This is a genomic window from Micromonospora sp. LZ37, from assembly GCF_059359015.1.
In genome coordinates this window covers 172,386-190,804 of the sequence record NZ_JCADBL010000007.1, presented here as the reverse complement: position 1 = coordinate 190,804, position 18,419 = coordinate 172,386, and the positions used below count along the sequence as shown (strand labels likewise).

At 74.2% G+C, this 18,419-nt stretch carries 20 protein-coding genes; 10 read left to right on the top strand and 10 right to left on the bottom strand.

Annotated features, from left to right (window positions below):
• Nucleotides 1-18: 18 nt before the first annotated feature.
• Together AC5L3Z_RS16740 and AC5L3Z_RS16735 are read left to right on the top strand one after the other, a co-directional pair.
• Nucleotides 19-657, top strand: coding sequence for a response regulator (locus AC5L3Z_RS16740; RefSeq protein WP_494843032.1), 639 nt, complete (start codon nucleotides 19-21; stop codon nucleotides 655-657).
• Nucleotides 658-898: 241 nt separating this feature from the next.
• Nucleotides 899-1,246, top strand: coding sequence for a histone-like nucleoid-structuring protein Lsr2 (locus AC5L3Z_RS16735; protein ID WP_334526695.1), 348 nt, complete (start codon nucleotides 899-901; stop codon nucleotides 1,244-1,246).
• A 309-nt stretch (nucleotides 1,247-1,555) separates the two neighbouring features.
• On the opposite strand, the gene AC5L3Z_RS16730 is transcribed toward AC5L3Z_RS16735, so the two are convergent.
• The gene (locus AC5L3Z_RS16730; protein ID WP_494843031.1) at nucleotides 1,556-2,632 is read right to left on the bottom strand and encodes a hypothetical protein; all 1,077 of its coding nucleotides are present in this window, start codon (nucleotides 2,630-2,632) and stop codon (nucleotides 1,556-1,558) included.
• Between AC5L3Z_RS16730 and AC5L3Z_RS16725 the strand changes: the two genes are divergently transcribed.
• On the top strand, nucleotides 2,625-3,059 hold the full coding sequence (locus tag AC5L3Z_RS16725; RefSeq protein WP_494843030.1) for a hypothetical protein: 435 nt from the start codon (nucleotides 2,625-2,627) through the stop codon (nucleotides 3,057-3,059). The two genes, AC5L3Z_RS16730 and AC5L3Z_RS16725, sit on opposite strands and share 8 nt — an antisense overlap.
• Before the next feature lie 115 nt (nucleotides 3,060-3,174).
• On the opposite strand, the gene AC5L3Z_RS16720 is transcribed toward AC5L3Z_RS16725, so the two are convergent.
• Nucleotides 3,175-4,053, bottom strand: coding sequence for a hypothetical protein (locus AC5L3Z_RS16720; protein WP_494843028.1), 879 nt, complete (start codon nucleotides 4,051-4,053; stop codon nucleotides 3,175-3,177).
• 140 nt (nucleotides 4,054-4,193) lie between these two features.
• On the opposite strand from AC5L3Z_RS16720, the gene AC5L3Z_RS16715 reads away from it, so the two are divergent.
• Nucleotides 4,194-5,288 (top strand): DICT sensory domain-containing protein, encoded by a 1,095-nt coding sequence (locus tag AC5L3Z_RS16715; RefSeq protein ID WP_494843026.1) that lies wholly within the window; start codon nucleotides 4,194-4,196, stop codon nucleotides 5,286-5,288.
• Nucleotides 5,289-5,345: 57 nt separating this feature from the next.
• Here the strand turns inward: AC5L3Z_RS16715 and AC5L3Z_RS16710 are convergent, their stop codons facing one another.
• The gene (locus AC5L3Z_RS16710) at nucleotides 5,346-6,194 is read right to left on the bottom strand and encodes a phytanoyl-CoA dioxygenase family protein (protein WP_494843024.1); all 849 of its coding nucleotides are present in this window, start codon (nucleotides 6,192-6,194) and stop codon (nucleotides 5,346-5,348) included.
• Between the two features lie 219 nt (nucleotides 6,195-6,413).
• On the opposite strand from AC5L3Z_RS16710, the gene AC5L3Z_RS16705 reads away from it, so the two are divergent.
• From AC5L3Z_RS16705 to AC5L3Z_RS16695, 3 genes are all read left to right on the top strand, one after another.
• Entirely contained in the window at nucleotides 6,414-7,133 is a 720-nt protein-coding gene (locus AC5L3Z_RS16705; protein WP_494843022.1) for a helical backbone metal receptor, read from the top strand.
• A 180-nt stretch (nucleotides 7,134-7,313) separates the two neighbouring features.
• Nucleotides 7,314-7,874, top strand: a complete 561-nt coding sequence (locus AC5L3Z_RS16700; protein ID WP_494843020.1) for a hypothetical protein — start codon at nucleotides 7,314-7,316, stop codon at nucleotides 7,872-7,874.
• A gap of 243 nt (nucleotides 7,875-8,117) precedes the next feature.
• Nucleotides 8,118-8,495 (top strand): FKBP-type peptidyl-prolyl cis-trans isomerase, encoded by a 378-nt coding sequence (locus AC5L3Z_RS16695; protein WP_334526821.1) that lies wholly within the window; start codon nucleotides 8,118-8,120, stop codon nucleotides 8,493-8,495.
• Nucleotides 8,496-8,601: 106 nt separating this feature from the next.
• Here the strand turns inward: AC5L3Z_RS16695 and AC5L3Z_RS16690 are convergent, their stop codons facing one another.
• Nucleotides 8,602-8,967: an anti-sigma factor antagonist gene (locus AC5L3Z_RS16690; protein WP_494843018.1), complete on the bottom strand. Its 366-nt coding sequence runs from the start codon at nucleotides 8,965-8,967 to the stop codon at nucleotides 8,602-8,604.
• Between the two features lie 172 nt (nucleotides 8,968-9,139).
• Here AC5L3Z_RS16690 and AC5L3Z_RS16685 point away from each other — a divergent pair, with 172 nt between their 5' ends.
• Nucleotides 9,140-10,159 (top strand): SMP-30/gluconolactonase/LRE family protein, encoded by a 1,020-nt coding sequence (locus AC5L3Z_RS16685; protein ID WP_494843016.1) that lies wholly within the window; start codon nucleotides 9,140-9,142, stop codon nucleotides 10,157-10,159.
• Between the two features lie 87 nt (nucleotides 10,160-10,246).
• Here AC5L3Z_RS16685 and AC5L3Z_RS16680 read toward each other — a convergent pair whose 3' ends face one another.
• From AC5L3Z_RS16680 to pdhA, 4 genes are all read right to left on the bottom strand, one after another.
• Nucleotides 10,247-11,518, bottom strand: coding sequence for a L,D-transpeptidase (locus AC5L3Z_RS16680; RefSeq protein WP_494843014.1), 1,272 nt, complete (start codon nucleotides 11,516-11,518; stop codon nucleotides 10,247-10,249).
• 322 nt (nucleotides 11,519-11,840) lie between these two features.
• Nucleotides 11,841-13,271: a dihydrolipoamide acetyltransferase family protein gene (locus AC5L3Z_RS16675; RefSeq protein WP_494843012.1), complete on the bottom strand. Its 1,431-nt coding sequence runs from the start codon at nucleotides 13,269-13,271 to the stop codon at nucleotides 11,841-11,843.
• Nucleotides 13,268-14,284: an alpha-ketoacid dehydrogenase subunit beta gene (locus tag AC5L3Z_RS16670; RefSeq protein WP_494843010.1), complete on the bottom strand. Its 1,017-nt coding sequence runs from the start codon at nucleotides 14,282-14,284 to the stop codon at nucleotides 13,268-13,270. The genes AC5L3Z_RS16675 and AC5L3Z_RS16670 overlap by 4 nt, the downstream gene beginning before the upstream one ends.
• Entirely contained in the window at nucleotides 14,284-15,489 is a 1,206-nt protein-coding gene (gene pdhA / locus AC5L3Z_RS16665) for a pyruvate dehydrogenase (acetyl-transferring) E1 component subunit alpha (protein WP_494843246.1), read from the bottom strand. The genes AC5L3Z_RS16670 and pdhA overlap by 1 nt, the downstream gene beginning before the upstream one ends.
• Nucleotides 15,490-15,561: 72 nt before the next feature.
• Between pdhA and AC5L3Z_RS16660 the strand changes: the two genes are divergently transcribed.
• Entirely contained in the window at nucleotides 15,562-16,068 is a 507-nt protein-coding gene (locus tag AC5L3Z_RS16660) for an Lrp/AsnC family transcriptional regulator (protein WP_494843008.1), read from the top strand.
• Nucleotides 16,069-16,071: 3 nt separating this feature from the next.
• On the opposite strand, the gene AC5L3Z_RS16655 is transcribed toward AC5L3Z_RS16660, so the two are convergent.
• Nucleotides 16,072-17,046, bottom strand: coding sequence for a DNA polymerase domain-containing protein (locus tag AC5L3Z_RS16655; protein WP_494843006.1), 975 nt, complete (start codon nucleotides 17,044-17,046; stop codon nucleotides 16,072-16,074).
• Between the two features lie 114 nt (nucleotides 17,047-17,160).
• Between AC5L3Z_RS16655 and AC5L3Z_RS16650 the strand changes: the two genes are divergently transcribed.
• Nucleotides 17,161-17,781 (top strand): L-threonylcarbamoyladenylate synthase, encoded by a 621-nt coding sequence (locus tag AC5L3Z_RS16650; protein ID WP_494843004.1) that lies wholly within the window; start codon nucleotides 17,161-17,163, stop codon nucleotides 17,779-17,781.
• A 66-nt stretch (nucleotides 17,782-17,847) separates the two neighbouring features.
• Here AC5L3Z_RS16650 and AC5L3Z_RS16645 read toward each other — a convergent pair whose 3' ends face one another.
• On the bottom strand, nucleotides 17,848-18,387 hold the full coding sequence (locus AC5L3Z_RS16645; RefSeq protein WP_494843002.1) for a hypothetical protein: 540 nt from the start codon (nucleotides 18,385-18,387) through the stop codon (nucleotides 17,848-17,850).
• Between the last annotated feature and the right edge of the window lie 32 nt (nucleotides 18,388-18,419).

Here is an 18,419-nt window from a genome sequence, read left to right as displayed (position 1 = left end):
CCCGGGAAGGGATCAGGCATGCTCGGCTCCCCCATTCGCCTCGCCGTCGTCGACGACCATCCGCTCTTCGTACGGGGGCTGGAACTGCTCCTGCCGATCAGCACCGAGGGCCGGGCCCGGGTGGTCGGTTCGACCGGCGACGCCTCCGCCGCCGCGTCGCTGGTCAGCCGCTGCCAGCCGGATCTGGCCCTGGTCGACCTGCACATGCCCCCGCCCGGCGGGATCCGGGCGGTCGCCGCGATCCGCCGCACCACCCCCCGGGTGCGGGTGGTGGCGATGTCGGGCGGGGACGACCCGGCGCCCGCTCTGGAGGCGCTGCGGGCCGGCGCCGAGGGGTTCCTGCCGAAGAGCAGCGAGCCGGAGGAGCTGCTGCCCCCGATCGTGGCCATCCTCGACGGCTGGGCGGTGCTGCCGGCGGCGCTGCTGCGCGGCCTGCTCCGCCCGGTGCGGAGCCACTCGGTCGACCTGGACGAGGAGGAGCGCCGGTTGCTGCGGTCGATCGCGGCCGGCCGGAGCAACGTGGAGATCGCCGATCACCTGCACGTCTCGGAGCGCACGGTGAAGCGGATGACGGCCGCGCTGCTGCGCAAGCTGCGGGTGTCGAGCCGGGCGCAGGCGGCCGCGCTGGCCGGCCACGCCGGCCTGCTCACCGACTGACGCCCGAGGTCGGTCCCCCACCTTCCCCGTGTGAAGCCGGCGGCGGGTGGATCTCCGTTCCTGCCGCCCAACCTCATGATCATCGGCGGGAAGAGGCGAGGGGGCGTTCGGTCTTTGTGCGTACGGGATTTTCCACGATTGGGGCGACCCGCCAACTGAAATGGGCGCATATTGTTGCGGATTTGCCATGGGATGGGCCAAACTCTTGGACACACCCCGCCCGACACAGGGAGCAATGGCGATGGCAAGGAAAGTAATCACCGTTCTGACGGATGACCTCGACGGCGGAAAGGCCGACCGGACCGTCGAGTTCAGTCTGGACGGGGTGGCGTACACCATCGACCTCTCCGACGAGAACGCAGGGGTCCTCCGTAAGACGCTGGACCCGTACATCGGCGCTGGCCGCCGGATGGGGCGGGGACCGGTGGACGCCGGCCGTCCGGCTCGCCGGCCGGCCCGGCCCGCGCCCTCTGGAATGGATCGCGAGCAGAACCGGGCCATCCGCGAATGGGCCGTCAAGAACGGGTACGAGATTTCCGAGCGCGGACGCATCCCGGTCTCGGTCGTGGAGGCGTGGAAGAACCGCTGACCGATCCGGCCGGGTCACCATCCGAGGCGCCGGGGTCACGCTGAGAAATCAGCGGGGCCCCGGCGTTTTCGTGCCGTTCACAATTACCACCCGCCGGAGGGGCCCCGACCCGCGGCGCCGACGATGAGCCGCCGGGGTGCGTCACCTCGACGTGGTGTTCGCGCCCGAGCCGCTCCACCGCCGGCATCGGCCTGGTCACCGGGTCCGCCCCGCGGGTGTCAGCGGCTCGCCGTCCCGGTGCCGGCCGAGCACGCGTCGCGGGCCGTCCGGGGATCTCCCGGACGGCCCGCGACGATCACGTACCTGCCCCTAGTTGACCTGGATCCGCACCGCGTCGAAGGCGGGGGTCTGGTTGGCCCGCTCCATCATCGGGATGCGGTGCGAGCCGTCGCCGGCCCAGACCGCGCACTGCGCCGTACCCTCCTGCGGCAGGCCCGGAACCTGGATGACCACCTCGTCGGCCTGGGCGCCGCCCCGACCGTCCTCGGTGGCGACGAAGAAGGCCGGCACGTCCTGCGGGTTCGCCGGCGCCTCGTCGGTGCTCTGCAACATCCGGCAGGCGGTGTGGAAGTGGCCCCGGACCAGACCCTGGTCGTTGAGGAGCGAGCTCTCCACGTAGTAGCCGCCCTGGCCGGCGGCGAGGAACCGGTCCCGGACCAGGTTCTTCGTGCTGACCCGCAGGGTGAAGCCCTGGTTGGCCTGGACCTCGTTCGGGAACTCGGTGATCAGCAGCGACGGGTTGTTGGCCGCCGCGCCCACCTCGCCGAACGCGGTGCTGACGCAGCGGTTGCCATTCTGGAAACCGTCGTGCGGTTGCAGCCGGGTGTTGGCGCAGTCCTTGGCGAGGACGCCGAGCGCGTTGCCGTTGTTGTTCCCGCCGTTGTTGTTGCCGCCATTCTGGCCGCCGTTCTGGCCACCGGTCGGCGTGCCGGTGGGGCCGGCCGTCGGGGCGCCGGTCTGACCGTTCTGGCCACCGTTCTGACCGCCATTCGCGCCACCGTTGTTGTTACCGGCGGCCAGCGCGCACTTGGCGAGCTGGTCCAGGCCCTGGGGCCGCTCCCCCACCCGGTCGATGGCGGTGGCGATGCGGTTCAACGTCGCGCGCCGCTTGTCCTCCAGCGGTCGGAGGATGGCGTTGTTGACGAAGTCCTGGCCGCGGCGGCTGCCCTCGGCGGCCAACCGCCGGTTGGCCTCGGCGATCTGGCTCTGCAGCAGGGCCAGGTTGCGGTCCACCTCGGCCCGGGCCCGGGCCGGCACCTGCGGGAGCTTGCTCGTGACGTCCGGGCAGGCCACCGCCGACCCCGCCGTGGTCACCGGGGCGTTGCCGGCCTTGACGGCCTGACACTCGGCGACCGACATCTGCCCGTCGCCCCAGTGGTTGCGCACCCAGCGGCCGTTCTGCCACGTCTGGGTGGTGCTGACGCGGCCGCTCGGCGAGGTTGCGCCGGGGCTCGGCGCCACGCAGGAGGAGGACACCGTGCGGGTGGTCCTCGGCCGGTCGTGGGCCGACGAGATCTGGGTGACGGCGGCGATGGCGCCGAAGACCGCGAGCGCGCCGACCGCCGCCAGCAGCCGCTTGCTCCGCGCGTTACCGGATGACCGGCGCGCCCGTGTGGACCTGCGCATCGAATTGCTCTCCTTCTCGATCCGGTACCTGACTCGTAATCCCGAAGGGCCGACGGAATACGGGGTGGCCCGCCCCGTCGGGATCACTGCGACGTTCCGGTGGCACGTCGATGGCCGACGATGCCCTTTCCGCACCGTCCGCCGCGTCGGGTGGCGCGGCTGGAAAATCCTGCCCATTCCCGCTTAGGTACGGAGCGCCGACCGGGAAGGTTCAAAGCAGGGCGAGGAATTCCGCGGCGCAGGTACGGCACCCGAGCGCGACGTGGCGGCGGCGCTCGGCACACCGCCGCCGGGGCGGGTCGTCAGTCGACGCAGAGGTGCTCGAAGGCGAAGCCGCCGACCAGCTCCTCACGGCGGGCCCGCAGGGCGCGGATGTCCCGGCGGAGCTCGTTCCGCGCCACCAGCGCGGGCTCGGCGGCCGGCAGGTCGCGCAGCCGCTCCCCGATCGCGACCGCCGCGAGGTCCTCGGCCAGCCGGGGCGCGTCCACCCCGCACCGGAAGCGGTGTTCGCGGACGACCACCCGCTCCACCAGGCAGCGCCCGGGACGCACCTCGACCCAGCTCCACCCCTCGGCCGCCCCGTCGGCCCACCGTACGTGCAGGCCCCGGACGATCGGGTCCGCCAGCTGCCGGGTGACGTACGCCTCGACGGCCGCCGCCCGAGCCAGCGCGCCGAGGTCGTTGACCGGACCGGTCCGCCCGTCGGGCAGCCGGCCGACGATGTCGCGGAACCCGACCGGGGTATCGTCCCGGTCCGCCGGCTCCCCGTCGGCCGGGCCGGCGTATTCCCGGGCGTCGATCAGGTAGGCGAGGATCCGCCGGCCGTGCGGCTCCGGGCGCAGGGTCGGCGACTCGATGCGCAGCACCGGCAGGCCGACCGCCGCGCAGACCGCGTCGCGCATCCGCTCGGCCCGCTGCCCCGCCGAGCCGGCCGGGGCCGCTGGCCCGATCCGCACCGCGACCACCGGCTCGCCGGTGTCGGCGGCGCCGACCACGAGATCGAACTCCTCGCGGGTGGCGGCGCTCCACTGGTGCCCGGTGATCCCCTCCGGACGCCTCGGCACCAGATCCCCGAGCCGGCGGCCCGCGTGCACCACCTGCCCGGCCCGGGTGAGCAGCCCCGGGTCGCCGACGGCGAGCGGTCGCAGCCGGAGGCCGTCGTCGCTGGCGGAGTGCGTCATCTCGGGGCGGATCCATCCCTGGGTCGGTCGACCGGCCGAGTCTAGGACTTCGATCATGGTCGCCGCCTCGGCGGTGCGGGCCGATGTGGCGGCACCCCTCGTCGGGTGCGCCGAACGACCGTTTTCTCTAGGCTCACGGCGTGCTGCACAACGGAACCGGCCCGGAGCGGTTGACCAAACGGCACCTGGTCGCGGTCTCCCACGCCATCGAACGGGCCGCGCTGGCCACCGCCGAGGACGGTCCGCTGCTGGTGATCGCGCTGTTCCAGCGGATGCCGTACTTCGCCCGGGAGCGGGCGCGCTACCAGCGGATCGCCGCCGGGGCGGCGGTGACGGTGGTCGGCCTGGTCGGCGACGCGCCGCCGGAGCTGCCCGGGGCGTACGGGGTGCTGCTCGACGACGCCGACGAGCTGGCCCGGGAGTGGAGCCTGGTGGCGTTGACCCCCCGCTTCGGCGCGGCGCTGGTCGCCCGGGACCGTCGCGAGGTGGAGGTCGCCGCGACGTTGGAGGCGGGCCGGCTCTTCGACGGCCGCTGGGGCTTCCGCCGCGACGAGGCCCTGCACGAGGCGCTCCGGCTGCGCACCCGGCTCGCCGACCGGCTTCCCGGGCCGGCCCTGCGGACGATCGACGAGGTGCTGGGCCGGGTGCGGGAGCTGCCCGCCACCCCCGGCGAGAGCCGGGCGGAGGCGGCGATCCGGCTGCTCGCCGAGCGCGCCGGACGCGCCGCGACCGCAGGGCGGGCAGAGGAACCCGCGGAGGCCGGTTTGGTGGACGAGCCGACCCTGCGCCGGTGGACCGGGCTCGACGGGGTCACCGCCTCCGGCACCCTGCCGGTGGCGCTGATCGGGGTCCGGGTGGCCGAGCCGGCCGGCACGCCGGAGCGGTTCGGCCGGCGCAGCGCGGCCCGCGAGGCGCAGGCGGTGATCGGCGCCCTCACCGCACCGCTGCGCCCGGTCGACCGGGCGGTACGCCTCGCCCCGGACGAGTACCTGCTGGTGCTGCCGTCGGTGACCGAGGAGGAAGCGCTGGCGACGGCCGGCCGGGTGCACGCCTCCCTGGCCGGCCTGGCCCGGTCGTACCCCTTCGTGGCGTTCGCGGTGCACGCCGCCGTCACGGTCACCGACCGGCGACCGCTGCCGGTGGCCGACGTCCGGCACGCGGTCCGCTGGGCGGTCCGGGAAGACGTCCCGGTGGCCAGCCTGGCCCGGGGGAACGCGCCGGCCGGCCGCCGCTGACCCACCCCGCCGAAGCGACCGGCGCGGGCCGGGCCGGGCGACCGGCCGGGGGTGCGGTCAGGCCGCGCCCATCACCAGGCCCTCGATGGTGTGCTTCTGCGTGATCGGCACCAGTTCGTCGACGATCGGGCAGCGCAGGTGGGCGCGGGCCAGTTCGGGCAGGTTCGCCCAGTAGTCCCGGGTGACGGCCATGTCGTGGCGTTCGGCGTTGCCCGCGCCGGGCGCGTCCACGCCGAGCACCAGCACCGGCCGGGCCAGCGCGGAGCGGTTCGGGGTGCCCCGGTGCACGGTGAGCGCGGAGCGGGCCGAGATGTCGCCGCGCTGCGGGTACTTGCGCACCGCCCGCCGCTCGTACCGGTCGTAGCGCTCGCGGGACGGGAACATCTCGTGGTCGAAGTCGGCGCCGTCGTCCCACTGGGTGCCCGGGGCGATCTCGAACGGGCCCATCTCCTCGACGGTGTCCACGGTCGTCAGGTTGAACGCCAGCGAGGTCAGCCGGCGCTGCCGGCGGGTCTCCTCCGGCATCGGGAAGTCCCGGTGCCAGGGCTGCATGGCCGCGCCGGGGAACGGGATGTCGAAGCCCAGCTCGACGATCTCGTACTCCGGGCCGAGCACCGCCCGGCTGACGGCGACCACCCAGGGGTGGGTGACCAGGTCGGCGAAGCCGCGCAGCTGCTCCGGGTGGATCTCCACGTACCACCGCTCGGGCCCGCGGCCGACGGCGCCGTCGGGGCGGGAGCGGGCCTCCCGGAACGCGGCGTCGATGTCCTCGCGGACCTGGTCGACCCAGTCGACGGAGAAGGCGCCGCGGCAGGCGGTGATGCCGTCGCGGTAGAGGTCGCCGAGCGCCTCCACCGGCGTCTCATCCGGGTCCGTGGGCAGGGTGGTGGTGGCTGGGACGGTCATGGGTCCTCCTCGGGGCGACGGACCTACCGAGTATTACAACGTTGTAGAGGACGGGGCAAGAGAGAGTGCCGTGCGGCTCAACGCCAGCCCACCACCTCCGACAGCGGGCAGCCCGGCAGCGCCTCGTCGGCGACGACGCCGTACCCGGGGAGGGGAAGGATGGGGGGTGGTGGGGCCGTCCGCCTGCGGGGCGGCCCGCCGATCGGGAGGGGGAACGCCGTGCGCGTGGTGTCGCTGGTGCCGTCGCTGACCGAGGCGGTCGCGGTGACCGTGCCGGAGGTGCTGGTCGGGGCCACCGACTGGTGCACCCGACCGGAGGGGCTGGACGTGGCCCGGGTCGGCGGCAGCAAGTACCCGGACCTGGACCGGGTGCTCGCGCTCCGCCCGGACCTGGTGCTGCTCAACGTCGAGGAGAACCGCCGGGCCGACGCCGACGCGCTGGCCGCGGCCGGGGTGCCGGTCCGCGTCACCTACCCGCGCACCGTCGCGCAGGCGCTCACCGAACTGGCCGACCTGCTCGCCGCGCTCGGCGTCCCCGGCGAGCCGGCCTGGCTGGTCGCCGCCCGGCGGGCCTGGGCCGCGCCTCCCGTCCCGGTCGCCGCCCGACGCGCCGTCGTGCCGGTCTGGCGCCGGCCCTGGGTGGTGCTCGGTGGCGACACCTTCGCCGGCGACGTGCTGCGCCGGCTCGGCGTGGTCAACCTCTACGCCGACGACGCGGAGCGGTACCCGCGACCCGACCTCGACGCGCTGCGCGCCCGGCACCCGGAGCTGGTGGTGCTCCCCGACGAGCCGTACGCGTTCACCGCCGACGACGGCCCGGAGGCCTTCCCCGGCACCCCCTGCGCGCTGGTCTCCGGCCGCCACCTCACCTGGTACGGCCCCTCGCTGGCCGAGGCGCCCACGCTGCTCGCCGCACAACTCGCCGACCCGGTGACCTGAGGCGCCGGGCCTGGACGGCCGACCGGACCGCCCGGGCCGGGCCGAAGGTCCCGGACGGAGGCCGCCGTCAGGGGTCGAAGGTCCCGCCCCGGGACGGCCCGGTCGGCCCTGACCGGCACGCCCCGGCCGGAGTGGAATGGAGGTGCCACCGGGAAGCGCGGTGCCAGGCAGAGAGAGGACGTGGACATCATGACCGCGACGACACAGCGGACCGCCGCCGCCGACACCAACGCTCCGCCGGCCGAGACCACCCGCGAGCGGGCCGCCCGGTACGTCTGGGCCGGCACCCGGATCGCGCTGGGCTGGGTCTTCCTCTGTGCCTTCCTCGACAAGGTCTTCGGCCTCGGTCACGCGACCGGGTCGAAGAACGCCTGGATCAACGGGGGCAGCCCCACCAAGGGCTTCCTGACCTTCGGCGCGGCCGGCCCGTTCAAAGGCGTCTACCAGGACATCGCCGGCGCGACGTGGGCGGACTGGCTGTTCATGACCGGTCTCGCGGGGATCGGCGTGGCCCTGCTGCTCGGCATCGGGATGCGGCTCGCCGCCTCGGCCGGTGGGCTGCTGCTGGTGCTCATGTGGACCGCCGTCCTTCCTCCCGAGAACAACCCCTTCATGGACGACCACCTGATCTACGCCGCGGTGCTGGCCGGCCTGGCCCTGGTCGGCGCGGGCGACACCCTCGGCCTCGGCCGGACCTGGGCGAACCTGCCCCTGGTCAGGAAGTACGGCTGGCTCAGGTAGCCGATCCGCCCGGCAGGGCGCCACCGGTCGGTGGCGCCCTGCCCGCGCGTCCGGGTGCCGGCTCAGTCCGATCCTCGTTCGATGGCCGGCCGGGTGCCGCGCCCGGCCGGTCGCGTTCGGGGACTGGCGGGCATTCGCCGCTCGCGATCCGGCAGGATCGACAGCGACACCGACGATGCAGGGCCGTGGCCGCGCCCGACGGGTGGGGCCGCCGCCACTACGGCAGGAGAGCAACAGATGAGCATGCCCCAGGCAGCCAAGCCCGAGGTCGGCCCGATCGAGGGCGCGCCCCCGGCCGACCTCGTCATCGAGGACATCACCGTGGGCGAGGGCCCCGAGGCGAAGCCGGGTCAGCTGGCCAGCGTCCACTACGTCGGGGTGTCCCACTCGACGGGGCGCGAGTTCGACGCGTCGTGGAACCGGGGCGAGAGCTTCGAGTTCCCGCTCGGCGGCGGCCAGGTCATCGCCGGCTGGGACCAGGGCGTCGTGGGCATGAAGGTCGGCGGCCGGCGCCGGCTGACCATCCCGCCGCACCTGGGCTACGGCAGCCGCGGCGCCGGCGGCGTCATCAAGCCGAACGAGACCCTGGTCTTCGTCGTCGACCTGCTCGACCTCCGCTGACCGGCCGCGGGGTCGCCGGTGGTGCCGGCGGCCCCGCCACCAGCGGCCGGACCGTCGCCGGTCCGGTCGCCGCACCGGCTCCCCCGGGGGCCTCGGCGGCCCTCGGTCAGGCCGCTACCAACGGGGCCCGGCCGGCCGACGGCAGCGGCACGCTCGGCACCACCGGGATGACCCGGTGCAGGCCGGTGGCTCGCAGCACCCGGGCGACCGTCGGGTCGGGGTCGACCAGGACCAGCTCGCCGCCACGGGCCCGGACCCGCAGGTGCGCGGCGACGACCGCGCGGACGCCGGCGGCCGAGAGCACCCGCACGCCGGAGAGGTCGAGCCGGAGCACCGGACGGGCCGGCGCGGCCCAGAGCGCGGCCCGGAGAGCGCCGACCGAAGCGACGTCGATCTCGCCCGCCACCCGCACCTCGACCGCGTCGTCACCCACGTCGAGCCGCACCCGCAGCCGGTCACCGCACTGTTCCACGAGGACGAACCTAACCGCCGCCACCGACACTTCCGGCCCTGCCGGGGTCGGGTTCCGGGTACGTCCAGGGTCGACCCCCGGGTGGTCCCGGATCCGTCTCAGGGTGACGCCGCCGGCCCGCCGACACGCCGGCGGGGACGACGGAACCGCATCGGCGGGTGAGAATGATCCGATGGTCGTACCGCGGCAACGCCCGCCCCGCCTGATCCGGCCCGTCCGCGAGCCGGCCACCGTCCCGCCGCCGCTGGACGGCGCCTGGGCGCCCACCGACGTACGGCTCGACCGGGTTGAGGTGCTTCCGCTGCCGCCGGGGGCGCGCGGCCCCGAGGACGTGCTCGTCGATCCGGACGGCCGGGTGGTCAGCGGCGACGAGGACGGCCGGCTCTGGTGGTGGCCGGCGGACGCGCCGGCGGGCACGCCGCCGCGGCTGCTCGCCGAGACCGGGGGCCGCCCGCTCGGCGTCGAACTCGACCCGACGGACGGCACGCTGGTGGTCTGCGACGCGTACCGGGGTCTGCTGCGGGTCACCCCGGACGGCGCGGTGCGCGAGCTGACCGGCGCCGCCGCGCCGGTGCACCTGGCCGACAACTCCGCCGTCGCCCGCGACGGCACCATCTACTTCACCGACTCCTCCGACCGCTGGCCGCTGTCGCACTGGAAGCACGACCTGCTCGAACACCGTCCCAACGGTCGGGTGCTGGCGTACCACCCGGGCAGCGGGCGCACCGAGGTGGTCGCCGCCGGGCTGTACTTCCCGAACGGGATCGCGCTGACCCCGGACGAGTCGGCCCTGATGCTGGTCGAGACGAGCACCCACCGGTTGGTCCGGGTCGGCCTGCCCGACGGGGTGGTGACCGTGCTCGCCGACCTGCCGGCGTACCCGGACAACGTGGCCGCGGTGGGCGACGGGACGTACTGGATCGCGCTGCCCAGCCCGCGGCTGGCGGTGGTGGAGAAGCTGCTGCCGCACCCGCGGCTGCGCCAGCTGGTGGCGATGCTGCCCGACGTGGCCCGTCCCCAGCCTCAGCGGTACGGGCTGGTCGCGCTGGTCGACGGCGCGGGGACGGTGCTGCGGACACTGCACGGGCCCACCGGCGCGTACCCGATGGTCACCGGCGTCCGCCAGCACGGCGACCAGCTCTGGCTGGGCAGCCTGACCGGCACCGGGATCGCCCGGGTCGACCTGTCCTGAGTCCGACGCCACCGCGTACCCGCGGACGTGGGCGACCGGCCCGCCGGCTGGCGGACCGGTCGCACCCGGCCGTTCCTCCCCGTGTCGTCAGCCGCCGCTGGCCGACGGCGCGGGCGCGGGCGCGGATCCCCCGGCCACCGCCCCCGGGTGCCCCGGGTGCAGGGTGGGCGTCGGCTTCAGGCCGGGCGGCACGGGCAGCGCGCTGCCCTTGACGAACTCGTCCCAGCTGACGTTCCAGGCGGTGAAGCCGTTGCCCTGGTCCAACTTCACCTCGGTGCCCTTGATGGTCACCAGGTCGCCGACCTTGGTGATGCCCATCAACCAGTCCGCCGCCGTCGCCGACACGTTGGTGCAGCCGTGCGAGACGTTGGTGTTGCCCTGATCCCCCTCCGACCACGGCGCGGCGTGGATGAACTCGCCGCCCCAGGTGAGCCGCTGGGCGTCCTCCACGTCGACCACGTAAGGGTCGGCCGAACCCCGGGTGTCGAACGTGGTGAAGTCGTGCTTCTCCATGATCACCATTTTGCCGCTCGAGGTCGGGGTGCTCGGCTTGCCCATACTCACCGGGATCTTGCGCACCAGCTTGCCGTCCTGGAGGACCGACATCTGTTTGGTGGCGTTGTCGATCTCGAGGGCCACCTGCCGGCCGATCTTCGAGGTGGACCGGTGGTCCTCGTCACCGACGAACTCCTTGCCGATCGGGAGTCCCGCCAGTCCCGACCGCACGCTGATCTTGGTGCCGGGCTTCCAGAAATCCGGCGCCCGGTACTCGACCTGCTTGCCGTCGGCCACCCAGGACCAGGTACCCGGCTGCGGCGGGTCGGTCTTCACGAACAATCGCCGTTGCACCACCGCCCGGGCCTCTTTGGGAATTGGCGGATCGAACGCGACCGTCACCGGAATAGCGGTGCCGTACGTCTGGTTCCCGGTGAAATACAACGTGCTCTTTATCGCCTGTCTGGTCGATTTGGGCGACGTGGTGAAGGTCGTCCGCCCGACGGTGGTCCGCCCCTTCTTCCCGGTGGCGGTCACCTCCGCGGTGTAGGTCCGACCGTTCTCCAGCGGGGTGCTCGGCACCCAGCTCGACCCGTCCTCGCGCGGCTCCCCCGAGACCTGCTTGCCCTTGTCGTCGGTGAGCTTGACGCCGGTGACCTTCCCGTGGCTCACGCTCGTCCCGACCTCCGCGCTGATCGGGACGTCCCTCGTCCGGTCGGCCGGGCTCAGCGCGACCGCGGGGTCCACGGCCCTGCCCGGCGCCTCGCCGGCGGCCTCCTTCCGGTCCGCGGTGCACCCGCCGAGGATCAACGGCGTGGCTGCGATGGTCACCGCCAATAGCGTCAGTCGCCGCCTCACATCCATATTCCGCCCCCCCGTTTCAATTCCCCTTGGCCACATTCTGTACGGCGCTTCTGCGCCCGTGGCGCACTTTCGCGGGAAATACTCGGAAACGGTCTGGCTTTTGGTCGCCGATGTGCTCGACCGCGATTACGCGGCCCGCCCGTCCCGGATCAGGGGCGCTGGGTGGTCCGCGTCCCGCCGTCCCGACTCGGGCCGGTCAGTCCAGTCCTGGTCACCGTGGTCGCGGTCCCGCCCCGGCAGCCGGGCCGGGAGACGTCCCGAACCGGACAGCACGGGCTGAGGCGGCGGAGCCGGCCTGCCCGGCCGGCTCCGCCCCTACCGCTCAGACGTTGGCGACCAGCAGCGCCGGCTGCTCGACGCAGTCGGCGACGTGCCGCAGGAAGCCTCCCGCCACGCCACCGTCGCAGACCCGGTGGTCGAAGGTCAGGCTGAGCTGGGTCACCTTGCGCACGGCCAACTGCCCGTCGACCACCCAGGGCTTGTCCACGATCCGGCCCACCCCGAGCAGCGCCGCCTCCGGGTGGTTGATGATCGGGGTCGAGCCGTCCACCCCGAACACGCCGTAGTTGTTGAGCGTGAACGTGCCGCCGGTGAGCCGCGCCGGCGGCAGGGTACCGGCCCGCGCGGCGGTGGTGGTCTCCACCAGCGCGGCGGCCAGCTCACGGGTGGTGAGCCGCTGGGCGTCCCGCAGCACCGGGACGATCAGGCCCCGGTCGGTCTGCGCGGCGATGCCCAGGTGCACCCCGGCCGACTGGACGATCCGCTGACCCTCGGTGTCGACGTGGGCGTTGAGCTGCGGGAACCTCCGTAGCCCGCTGAGGCAGATCCGGGCCAGCAGGGCCAGGATGCTCACCGGCTCGTCCGGGGTGGCGGCGTTGATCGCGCGGCGGGTCTCCAGCAGACCGGTGGCGTCCACGTCCACCCAGATGGTCACCTCGGGGATCTCCCGCCGGCTGCGGGAGAGCTTGTCCGCGATCACCTTGCGGATGCCGGTGAGCGGGATGACCACGTCGCCGTCGCCGGCGGGAGCCAGGCCGACGTGCGCGGCCGGCTCATCCGGCACGACGGCGAGCCGGGTGGCGGGGGCGCTCCGGGCGGCCTCGACGTCCGCCCGCCGGATCACGCCACCGGGACCGGTGCCGCGCAGCGTCGCCAGGTCCACGCCGTGCTCCCTGGCCAACCGGCGGACGATCGGCGAGATGACCAGCGGGGCGGTGCCGCCGGTCGGGGCCGGGTCGCCCGCTCCACCGGCGGCGCTCGACGCGGCCGGGTCGCCCGTCGTCCGCCCGACGGCGGGACCGCCGCCCGGCTGTCCGGCCACGCCGGCCCGGTCCGTGGCGGCGGTGTCCGGGGTGGGCGCTCCGGGGGCGAGGGCCAGCCGCGGACGACGCCGCCGCCGGCCGCCGCCGTGACCGGTGCCGTACCCGATCAGGACGTTGCCGGAGCCGGCCCGCTCCTCCTCGCGGTAGGTGGCGTGCCCGGCGGGCTCGTCGCCGCCGTCCAGCGGCGCGATGGTGATCAGCGGCTGGCCGACCGGGCGGACCTCACCGGCCGCGCCGTGCAGGGCGACGACCCGACCGGCGTACGGGCAGGGCACGTCGACGACAGCCTTGGCGGTCTCCACCTCCACCACGCTCTGGTCCACCGTGACCACGTCGCCGACGGCGACCCGCCACTCGACGATCTCGGCTTCGCTCAGCCCCTCGCCCAGGTCGGGTAGGAGGAAGACCTGCGTCCGGTCGACGGTGGTCATGCGGCGCTGCCCTGGGGCAGCCAGCGGGAGTCGGGCCGGTCGTCCCACTGGAGGCGGGCCACGGTGTCCAGCACCCGGTCCACCGAGGGCAGGTGGGTGTGTTCCAGCATCGGCGGCGGGTACGGGATGTCCAGGCCGGACACCCGCAGCACCGGCGCGTGCAGGGCGTGGAAGCAGCGCTCCTGCACCCGGGCGGCGATCTCCGCCCCCACCCCGGCGAAGCCCTGCGCCTCCTGGATCACCACACACCGGCCGGTCCGCCGGACCGAGGCGGCGACGGTCTCGTCGTCGAACGGCACGATGGTGCGCACGTCCACCACCTCCAGGTCCCAGCCCTCCTCGCGGGCGGCCTCGGCGGCCTCGAGGGCGACCGGCACCGCCGGGCCGTACGCGACCAGGGTGGCGTCGGTGCCGGGCCGGCGCACGACCGCCCGGCCGAACGGCGCGGTGGCCGCGGGCAGCTCCGCCTCGGCGCTGGAGAAGTAGAGCTTCTTCGGCTCCAGGAAGACCACCGGGTCGGGGTCGGCGATCGCCTCGCGCAGCAGCGAGTACGCGTCCTCCACGGTGGCCGGGGTGACCACCTTCAGCCCGGGGGTGTGCGCGTAGTAGGCCTCCGACGAGTCGCAGTGGTGCTCGACCCCGCCGATGCCGCCGGCGTAGGGCACCCGGATGACGATCGGCACGCTGAGCGCGCCCCGGGTGCGGTTGCGCAGCTTCGCCACGTGCGAGGCGATCTGCTCGAACGCCGGGTACGCGAACGCGTCGAACTGCATCTCGACCACCGGGCGCAGCCCGGACATGGCCAGCCCGACGGCGAAGCCGACGATGCCGGCCTCGGCGAGCGGGGTGTCGAAGCAGCGCTTGTCGCCGAACCGGGCCTGGAGCCCGTCGGTGATCCGGAAGACGCCGCCGAGCTGCCCGACGTCCTCGCCGAAGACGAGCACCCGCTCGTCGTCGAGCATCGCGTCGGCGAGCGCGGCGTTGAGCGCCTTCGCCATGGTCATGGTGGCCATCAGGCGTCCCCCTCCGCGTCGCGGTCGGCGGCCAGCTCGGCACGGACCTGCTCACGCTGCTCGACCAACTGCGGGGTCGGCTCGGCGTAGACGTGCTCGAAGAGGCTGAGCGGGTCGACGGTGGGCTGCGCGTTCATCCGCTCGCGCAGGTCGGCGGCGTACGCCTCGGCCTCCTCGGCGATCGCGGCCACCGCCGCGTCGTCGAGCACGCCGCGGGTCCGCAGGTACGTCTCCAGCCGTGCGACCGGGTCGCGGTCCCGCCAGGCCTCGACCTCGTCGGCACCCCGGTAGCGGGTGGCGTCGTCGGCGTTGGTGTGCGCCTCCATCCGGTAGGTGTGCGCCTCGACCAGGTAGGGGCCCTTGCCGGCGCGGGCGTGCGCGACCGCGCGGGTGAGCACGGCGAGGACGGCGACCGGGTCGTTGCCGTCGACCTGCTCACTGGGCACGCCGTACCCGACACCCTTGTACGCCAGGCTCGGCGCGGCGGTCTGCCGGGACAGCGGGACGCTGATCGCGTACTTGTTGTTCTGCACGAAGTAGACGACCGGGGCCTTGAACACGGCGGCGAAGTTGACCCCCTCGTGGAAGTCGCCCTCGCTGGTGGCGCCGTCGCCGATGAAGGCCAGCGCGACGGTGTCCCGCCCCTGGTACGACTCGCCGTAGGCGAGGCCGGCGGCGTGCACGCACTGGGTCGCCAGCGGGGTGCACTGCGGCGCGGTGCGCACCCGGGTCGGGTCGTAGCCGCAGTGCCAGTCGCCGCGCAGCAGGGTGAGCACCTCGACCGGGTCGAGCCCCCGGGCGGTCAACGCCATCGACTCGCGGTACGTGGGGAAGACCCAGTCGTCGTCGCGCAGGGCGAGGACGGCCCCGACCTGGCAGGCCTCCTGGCCGCGCGAGGACGGGTAGACGGCGAGCCGGCCCTGCTTGGTCAGCGCGGTGGCCTGGGTGTCGAAGCGGCGCCCGACCACCATCCGCCGGTACATCTCGCGCAGCGCCTCGACGGGCGGCTCGGGGTAGTCGTCGCGGGGCGGCAGCGGGGTGCCGGTGGGGTCGAGCAGTCGGACCGGCTCGGCCTGCGGGAGCAGCCCGGCGGACGGGTCGGGCGGGGCCGGGGTGGCCGGCCGGCGGGTGCGCGGGGATGCCCTGCGGACCGCCTGGGGTGTGGTCGTCACGGCGGGGACCTCCTGGACGTGTGGTGCCCCTATGCTCGTGCTGTCGGATGATTGACTCAAGATCCACGGCGAACGTGGGACGAATGGCACCGCGTGGAGGCCGATGTGAGCCAGGAAACCCCTCCGGGACAGGACGTGACGGGAGCGGCGGGACGTTCGGCCGGCCCCCTCGACGAGGTCGACCGGCGGATCCTCGGCGAGCTGGTCCGCGACGGCCGCATCTCCATCCGCACCCTCGCCGAACGGGTGCACGTCTCCCGTACCAACGCGTACGCCCGGGTGGAGCGGCTGCTGCGCGACGGCGTGATCACCGGCTTCCGGGCCCAGGTCGCGCCGGAGCCGGCGGGGCTGGGCACCTCGGCGTACATCTCCCTGACCATCGAGCAGAACACCTGGCGGGAGGTCTCGGCGGAGCTGGCCCGGGTGCGCTACATCGAGCACGTCGCGCTGCTCAGCGGGGAGCACGACGTGCTCGCCCTGGTCCGCGCGCCGGACAACGCCACCCTGCGGGACGTGGTGCTCAACCGGGTGCAGAGCATCGCCGGGGTGCTCTCCACCCGGACCTGGCTGGTCTTCGAGGAGTACGACGGCTCGCGGAGCCCCTGGGAGTAGGCGTCAGCGCTCCGGCGGGGCCTCCAGCCCCTCCCGGTCGGCCAGCTCCAGCAGCGGCTCCAGCGAGAACCGCCGTTCGTCCAGCCCGGCGTGCGGGTCGCCGCGTTCGGCGAACCGGGCCGGCATGCTCACCACGTCGAAGTCCTCGGGCCGCGCGTGGTCCAGCTCCGACCACTCCAGCGGCGCGGAGACCAACGCCGCGGGCGTCGGCCGGATCGAGTACGCCGAGGTCATGGTGTGGTCGCGGGCCATCTGGTTGTAGTCGACGAAGACCGGCCGGTCCCGCTGCTCCCGCCACCAGGTGGTGGTGACCAGGTCGGGGCGGCGGCGCTGCATCTGGCGGCCCAGCGCGAGCACCGCCCGCCGGCACTCGCCGAAGCTCCACCGCGGCTCGATGGAGAGGTAGACGTGCAGGCCGCGCCCACCGGTGGTCTTCGGGTAGCCGACCAGCCCCAGCTCGTCGAGGAAGGCGCGCACCTCGTGGGCCACCGGCACCACCTGGTCGAAGCCGACGCCCGGCATCGGGTCCAGGTCGATGCGGAGCTGGTCGGGGCGTTCCACGTCGGCGGCCGAGACCGGCCAGGGGTGGAACCGCAGGGTGCCCAGGTTGGCCGCCCAGGCCACCACCGCCAGCTCGCTCGGCGCGACCTCGTCGGCGGTCCGGCCGCTGGGGAAGGTGATGTGCGCGGTGCGCACCCAGTCGGGAGCGCCGGCGGGCAGCCGCTTCTGGTAGAAGGCGTCACCCCGGTTGTCCTGCCGGGTGCCGATCTTCGCACCCTCGAAGACACCGCGCGGCCAGCGTTCCAGCATGGTCGGCCGGTCCCGCAGCGCGCGCAGGATGCCGTCGCCGACGGCGAGGAAGTAGCGCACCACGTCCAGCTTGGTCAGGCCCCGCTCCGGGAAGTAGGGCTTGTCCGGGCTGGAGACCCGGACCAGCCGCTCCCCGACCCGGATCTCCTCCGCCGCCGTCGTCGCCACGCCTCACACCGTAGCGGCCACCGCCACCGCGCGCGCCCGGCTCACCGGGACGCCACGGCAGCCGGGGTGGCCACCGATGCCGCGCACCGGCGACGCCGCTTCTAAGCTTCCGCCATGGCGACGTACTTCGACGTGCACCCGGACAACCCGCAACCGCGGACGATCAGCCGGGTGGTCGACCTCGTCCGCTCCGACGGGCTGATCGCCTATCCGACGGACTCGTGCTTCGCGCTGGGCTGCCGGATGGGCAACCGGGACGGCATCGACCGGATCCGGGAGATCCGCCAGCTGGACAGCCGGCACCACTTCACCCTGGTGTGCCGGGACTTCGCGCAGCTCGGCCAGTTCGTCCAGATCAACAACGCCCTGTTCCGGTCACTGAAGGCGGCGACCCCGGGCAGCTACACCTTCATCCTGCCGGCGACCAAGGAGGTGCCGCGCCGGCTGCTGCACCCGAAGAAGAAGACCGTGGGGGTCCGCATCCCCGACCACACCGTGGCGCAGGCGTTGCTGAGCGAGCTGGGTGAGCCGCTGGTGTCGAGCACCCTGCTGCTGCCCGACGAGACCGAGCCGATGACCCAGGGCTGGGAGATCAAGGAGCGGCTCGACCACGTGGTCGACGCCGTGATCGACTCCGGCGAGTGCGGCACCCTGCCGACCACGGTGATCGACTTCTCGCAGGACGAACCGGAGATCGTCCGTCGGGGCGCCGGGGACCCGACGCGCTTCGAGTAGGGCACCGCGCCTCGGCATGCCGCCACCCGCCGCAGACCGTGCTGAGTGCGCCCGGTGAGCGGTGGGTCAGGGCGTCCGGTCGTCCAACGACGGCAGCGGCAGCAGCACGGCCGTGCGGCCGGCGCCCCGCTCGGAGTGCGCGGGCGGCGGCGGGCCGCCGCCGGGTGCCCGGCTGTGCAGCCGACCGGCCGGCCCGGCGCGCCGGGAGACCTCGCAGGTGACCTGATGGATCGGCGCGGGCGGTACGCCGAAGCGGCCCGGTCCCCAGCGCACCCAGATCGCGACGCGGCCGGCCGCCGCCTCCGCCGCCAGCTTGTCCCAGGTGCGCCGCCGGTCGGTGTGGTCGACCTCGACGACCACGGGCGGCCCGTCCGGTCGGGCACACGCCACATCCAGCACCGAATACTGGTGGGCCAGCGGCGGCGGCAACGGCACCACGCTCGGCGCCCGGCGGTAGACCCGCCAGCCCTGGTCGCCCGCCCAGCCGCGCACGGACTCGATGATCAGCGCCGTCACCGCGTCGGTGGTCAGGTCGACGAAGGTCAGCCCCGCGAGAACGCGCCCGAGCGACGCCGCCAACTGTTCCCCGTCCTGCCCGCCGTTCATGGACGCAGGGTAGCGACTCGCCGTCCGGCTCG